Raw genomic sequence first — 5,021 nt, forward strand, 5'->3', positions numbered from 1 at the left:
CGGCGATGGAGGCGACGGCGGCGATGGAGGCGACGGCGGAGACGGCGGCTCCGGCGGTGAGGTCCCCGACGCCGTGATGGTCGTCGGGTTCCCGGAGTCCGGCATCCAGCTGTTCCGCGACTACTACTCGGAGTTCGCCGACAGCACGCCCGACCTCGACATCATCGTCCCCGACGGGCTGATCGACAGCAGCCTCCCCGAAGAGGTCGACAACGACATGAACAACGTCATCGGAACGGCGCCGTCCGCGGGCGGGCCCGGTGCCGAGTTCTTCACCGAGGAGTACCAGGCGACCTACGACCAGGAGCCGGGCGTGTTCACCGCGCAGGCGTACGACGCGATGGCCGTGGAGATCCTCGCCGCGACCGCCGCGGGCGAGAACACCGGGAGCGCGATCCGCGACCGGGTCCGCACCGTCGCGAACCCCGACGGCGAGGAGTTCGGGCCGGCCGACCTCCCGGAGGCGGTCGAGACGGTCGCCGCCGGCGACCCCATCGACTACGTGGGCGCGTCCTCGAGCGTCAACTTCGACGTCAACGGGGACATCGCGACGGCCGCGTACGACATCATCGACTTCCAGGACGGGAACCTGGAGACGATCAACACGCTGGAGTTCGGTAACGAACTCTCCGAGGAGGATCAGAGCGCCACCGCGGCCGAACCGGCCGGCGTCGACGAGTTCACGGCCCGCATCGGCGTGTTGATGCCGGAGACCGGCGACCTCGGACCGCTCGGCGGCCCGATCCGCGACGGGGCGCTGCTCGCCGCCCAGCACGTCAACGACGCCGACCTGAACGTCACGGTCGAGACGCGCGTCGAGGACACCCAGACCGACCCGCAGGCGGGGATCTCCGGCGCGAACGCGCTGGTCAACGCCGGGTTCAGCGCCGTCGTCGGACCCGCCTCCTCGAACGTGAACCTCCAGGTGTGCGACCAGGTGTTCATCCCGAACGGCGTCGTCGGGATCTCGCCGTCCTCGACCGACCCGGCCGTGACGGACCTGGAGGACGACGACTACATCTTCCGGACCTGCCCCTCCGACCTCCTGCAGGGGCCCGCGATGGCCGAACTGGCGCGCGGGGACAACGTCGGCGCCGAGACGTCCGGGACGCTGTACCTCAACGACGCGTACGGCCAGTCGCTCGAAGAGCAGTACGTGACGTCATTCGAGAACCTCGACGGGACGGTCGACCAGCGCGTCTCCTTCGAGCCCGCGCAGGCGACCTACACCAGCCAGTGGTCGAGCGTACTGAACCAGTGAGCGACCAGTGAGCGGTCGGCCGAGCGCGTAACCCCGGCGGCTACGCGCTCGCCTCGTCTTCGTCGAGGCCCGGGGCGGTGGCGGGGTCGACCTCGTCCGGCTCCTCGGTGTCGCCGCCAACGACCGTCTCGCCCGCATCGGTCTCGACGTACACGTCGTCGGCGAAGCCGGCGATCGCGTTCTCGTACTCCGGCGTCTGCAGCTTCTCGGACGTGGCGGGCGCCTCGGCGACGCCTTCGACGGGACGGAACTCGCCGAGCGGGTCGTCGATCGTGATCCCGTGCTCGTCGAAGAACTCCTCGTAACGCCGGTAGTGCTCCTCCAGCTCGTCGCCCGGGATCTCCATCATCTCGGTCCAGCCGTGGTTGAAGAAGTCGAAGTTGGCCTGGATGTGCGTGATCTCGCGCGCCTCGGCCTCCGAGAACCCGGCTTGGAGGGCGGCGACGTACGCGTCCATCGTCGCGTCAAAGAAGCCGTCGAGGTGGTCGCGGCGCTCCTCGCGGCGGTCCTCGTCGGCCGTGTTGAGGAAGATGCTCGTGTGGAGGTCGACGAGCTTGTCGTTCGCGACGTCGCGGACCACCGGCGTGGTCAGCGCCTTCTTTGCGGCCCAGTGGCGGATGTTCTGCCGGATCTTCATACGTTCGGTTGGGTCGGAACGGCCTTGAATCTGTGGCGTAGAACGGGTCCGGGAGACGAGGGGGGTGCGCTCCGGGCTCACGCCTCGCCGAGCGCGTACACGTCGCCGGCCTGCGTGGCGACGAGGACGACCCCGTTCACCACGGTCGGCGCCGCCCGGACCCCCTGGAGCAGGACGTCGGTGTAGGAGCGTTCGCGCGTCCGGAACGCCCACCGCTCCGTCCCGTCGTCGAGCGCCAGCGCGCGGACGGTCCGGCCGTCGCCGAGGTACGCGACGTCGCCGGCGATAACGGGCGCGGTCGCCGCCGTAATCGCGTCGACGGTCCACGGGCGAGATCCGTCGCCGTCGACGGCCACGAGGCCCTCCTCGGTCGGGACGATCGCGCGGCCGTCGGCCACGGCGACCGATCGGCGAACGGAGCCGGGGAGATCGACCGTCAAGACCTCGGAGCCGTCCGCCACGTCGAGGGCGTACAGCGTGCCCGCGCGCGTGCCGACCAGCACGCGGTCGTCGGAGACGGTCGGGGAGGCGGTCGCGTCGCCGTCGACGTCGGCCGTCCACTGTCGGTCGCCCGAGGCGGCGTCGTACGCGACCACGCGCGGGGCGCCGGCGCCGTAGACGACGGTCCCGTCGGCGACCGCGGGCGTCGAGGCGTACTCGGCGAGATCGTGCCGCCAGCGCTCGGTCCCGTCGTGGTCGAACGCGGCGATCGTCGTCGTCTCGAAGCCACCGCCGACGAACACGCCGTCCGCCGTCACGGCCGGCGAGGTGGTCACGTCCGCGTCGGTCACGCCGCGCCACGTCACCCGACCGTCCTCGACGTCGACGGCCGCCAGCCCCCGGTCGGCGTCCGCCCCGCCGTTCCAGACCGTGACGTAGGCGGTTCCGTCGCGGACCGCCGGGGTCGACGACCCGTCGTGGCCGACGTCCGCGGTCCACCGCCGCTCGCCCGTCGCGAGGTCCAGCCGGACCAGGTTGCCGGCGAAGGAGACGTACACCCGATCGCCGACGACGACCGGCTGCGAGTGGTCGTACCGGTACGGCGTCCGCCGCCAGAAGACCTCGACGTCGTCGGTCGGTCCGGCGGCGTCGAGCCGGCCCGTGTGCGCCGGCGACCCCTGGAACTGCGAACGCGATCGCTCCGCCGTCCCGGTGGTTGGCACCTCGCGGTTCGGCTCGGACGTCGTCGGGTTCTCCCCGACGCTGCCGAGACAGCCCGCGACGCCGGCGATCCCGCCGCTCGCGAGGGCGGCGAGCGCCGATCGCCTGGGTATGCGTGGAGCTCGCCTGTTCATGGGAGCAGCGATCGCCGGGCGGGGTAAGTGCCTTCGGAAGGCACAAACGGCCGTTTCACCGACTCACCGCCCGTCTACCGTCCGTTCGTCGGCACGCGGAGATCCGGAAGTCTCGCACGCGGATGGCAATCCACATTAACCCCGAATCCGAACGCGGGCATATGAGCGATTCGTACGTGATCATCGGGGACGGAATCGCGGGCGCATCCGCCGCGGAGACGCTCCGCGAGAAGGCACCTGACGCCGAGATCACGGTACTCACCGACGAGGGGGAGTCCCTCTACAATCGGATTCTGATCAAAGAGTACGCCAAGGGGAAACTCCCCGAGGCGCCAATCTCGATCCACCAGGAATCGTGGTACGACGACCACGACGTCAACCTCCGGCTCAACACCGTCGTCGTCGACGTCGACGTCGAGAACGACGCGGTTCACACCCACGACGGCGAGACGTTCGCGTACGACAGCCTCCTGCTCGCGGTGGGTGGGACGCCCCAGCAGCTCCCGGTCGGGAATTCTGACGCCGACGGAATCCACCACTTCTGGACGTTCCAGGACGCCCGGAAGATCAAAGAGAGCGTCGAGGACGCCGAGAAGGCCGTCATCGTCGGCGCCGGGCTCCTCGGAATCGACTTCGCCGCCATCTGCGGCGCACAGGACGTCGAGGCGAAGTACCTGATGCGCGGCGACTGCTGGTGGCGCTACGCGCTCTCGGAGGAGGGCGCCGAGATCATGCACGACGCGATGCGCGAGCGCGGCGTCGAGCCCGTCTTCGACTCCGGGGTCGATCACTTCGAGGTCGACGACGACGGCCACGTCGCGGCCGCGGTCGACCCGAACGGCGAGCGGTACGAGTGCGACTTCGCCGGCGTGGCCATCGGGCTGAACTTCAACACCGAACTGGTCGAGGACACGCCGATCGAGACCGCCGACGGGATCGTCGTCGACGAGTACATGCGCACCAGCGTGGACAACGTGTTCGCCGCCGGCGACATCACCACCTTCAACGACCTGATCCTCGGCGAGCGGGGCAAGAACGGCTCGTGGGGGTCGGCCAAAGAGCAGGGGTCGATCGCCGCACGCAACATGATCGACTACGGCAGCGAGGCGTTCGAGTGGGTCTCCTCGTACTCGATCACCCACTTCGACTTCCCGTTCCTCTCGTTCGGCCACCCGACGCTCGGCGACGACTCCGTCGAGGCGACCACCGCCGAGGGCGAGTGGCGCCGCGTCGCGCTGAAGGACGGTCGGGTCGTCGGCGGCGTGCTCATCGGCGACCTCTCGCCGCAGTCGGCGTTCAAACAGCTGATGCGCGAGAAGCGCGACGTGAGCGGCCAAACGGACCGCCTCATGGAGCCGGGCTTCTCGGTCGACGACCTCGCGGCGGCGACCGAGACGGAGCAGTAGACGGGAGATCCCCTGCACGGAGACGACCGCCGAACCGTCGAAACCCGAAACCCTTTCACCCGGAGCGCGCCCCCTTCCGGTGATGCTCGAAGGCCTCCCCTTTCTCCCCGCCGGGACGACGCTCCCGCCCGCGCCGTACCTCGTCGCCGTCCTGCTCGCCGCCGGCGGGGTCGGCGTCGGATTCCGTCGCCGACGACCCGGGATCGACGCCGCCAGCGTGCTGGCGCTCGCGCCGTGGATGGTCCTCGGGTCCGCCGCCCACGTGCTGTACGTCGTCGGCGCGCTCCCGCGGGCGGTCGCGCCGCTCGCCGGTTCCCCCACGGTGTACCTCACGGTCGCCGTGCTCGCCGGCGCGACGTGGCTGCTCGCGGAGGCACTCGCGGCCGGCGAGCACGGCGCAGACGGCAGACGCCGCGTACCGA

4 protein-coding genes and 1 pseudogene are annotated in these 5,021 nt (G+C 70.3%); 3 read left to right on the forward strand and 2 right to left on the reverse strand.

Annotated elements, in window-relative coordinates; all coding sequences use genetic code 11:
- On the forward strand, positions 1-1,261 hold a 1,261-nt coding region (locus GJ633_RS13705), incomplete at its 5' end, for an ABC transporter substrate-binding protein (protein ID WP_156589262.1).
- A gap of 40 nt (positions 1,262-1,301) precedes the next feature.
- On the opposite strand, the gene GJ633_RS13710 is transcribed toward GJ633_RS13705, so the two are convergent.
- Both GJ633_RS13710 and GJ633_RS13715 read right to left on the reverse strand, forming a co-directional pair.
- Complete coding sequence (locus tag GJ633_RS13710; RefSeq protein WP_156589263.1) at positions 1,302-1,898, reverse strand: DUF6149 family protein; 597 nt, start codon at positions 1,896-1,898, stop codon at positions 1,302-1,304.
- Between the two features lie 77 nt (positions 1,899-1,975).
- Entirely contained in the window at positions 1,976-3,193 is a 1,218-nt protein-coding gene (locus GJ633_RS13715) for a PQQ-binding-like beta-propeller repeat protein (protein WP_156589264.1), read from the reverse strand.
- A gap of 161 nt (positions 3,194-3,354) precedes the next feature.
- Between GJ633_RS13715 and GJ633_RS13720 the strand changes: the two genes are divergently transcribed.
- Together GJ633_RS13720 and GJ633_RS13725 are read left to right on the forward strand one after the other, a co-directional pair.
- The gene (locus tag GJ633_RS13720) at positions 3,355-4,599 is read left to right on the forward strand and encodes an NAD(P)/FAD-dependent oxidoreductase (protein ID WP_156589265.1); all 1,245 of its coding nucleotides are present in this window, start codon (positions 3,355-3,357) and stop codon (positions 4,597-4,599) included.
- A gap of 82 nt (positions 4,600-4,681) precedes the next feature.
- A pseudogene (locus GJ633_RS13725) lies at positions 4,682-5,021 on the forward strand (hypothetical protein); the annotation flags it as partial.

Origin of the sequence: Halorubrum sp. CBA1125, assembly GCF_009742825.1 — an archaeon.
In the GTDB taxonomy this organism is placed as follows: Archaea; Halobacteriota; Halobacteria; order Halobacteriales; family Haloferacaceae; genus Halorubrum.

Bases quoted from the DNA above. Each gene is read 5' to 3' on its own strand.
- GJ633_RS13710 (WP_156589263.1), bottom strand. From the start codon at position 1,898: ATGAAGATCCGGCAGAACATCCGCCACTGGGCCGCAAAGAAGGCGCTG.
- GJ633_RS13720 (WP_156589265.1), top strand. From the start codon at position 3,355: ATGAGCGATTCGTACGTGATCATCGGGGACGGAATCGCGGGCGCATCC.
- GJ633_RS13715 (WP_156589264.1), bottom strand. From the start codon at position 3,193: ATGAACAGGCGAGCTCCACGCATACCCAGGCGATCGGCGCTCGCCGCC.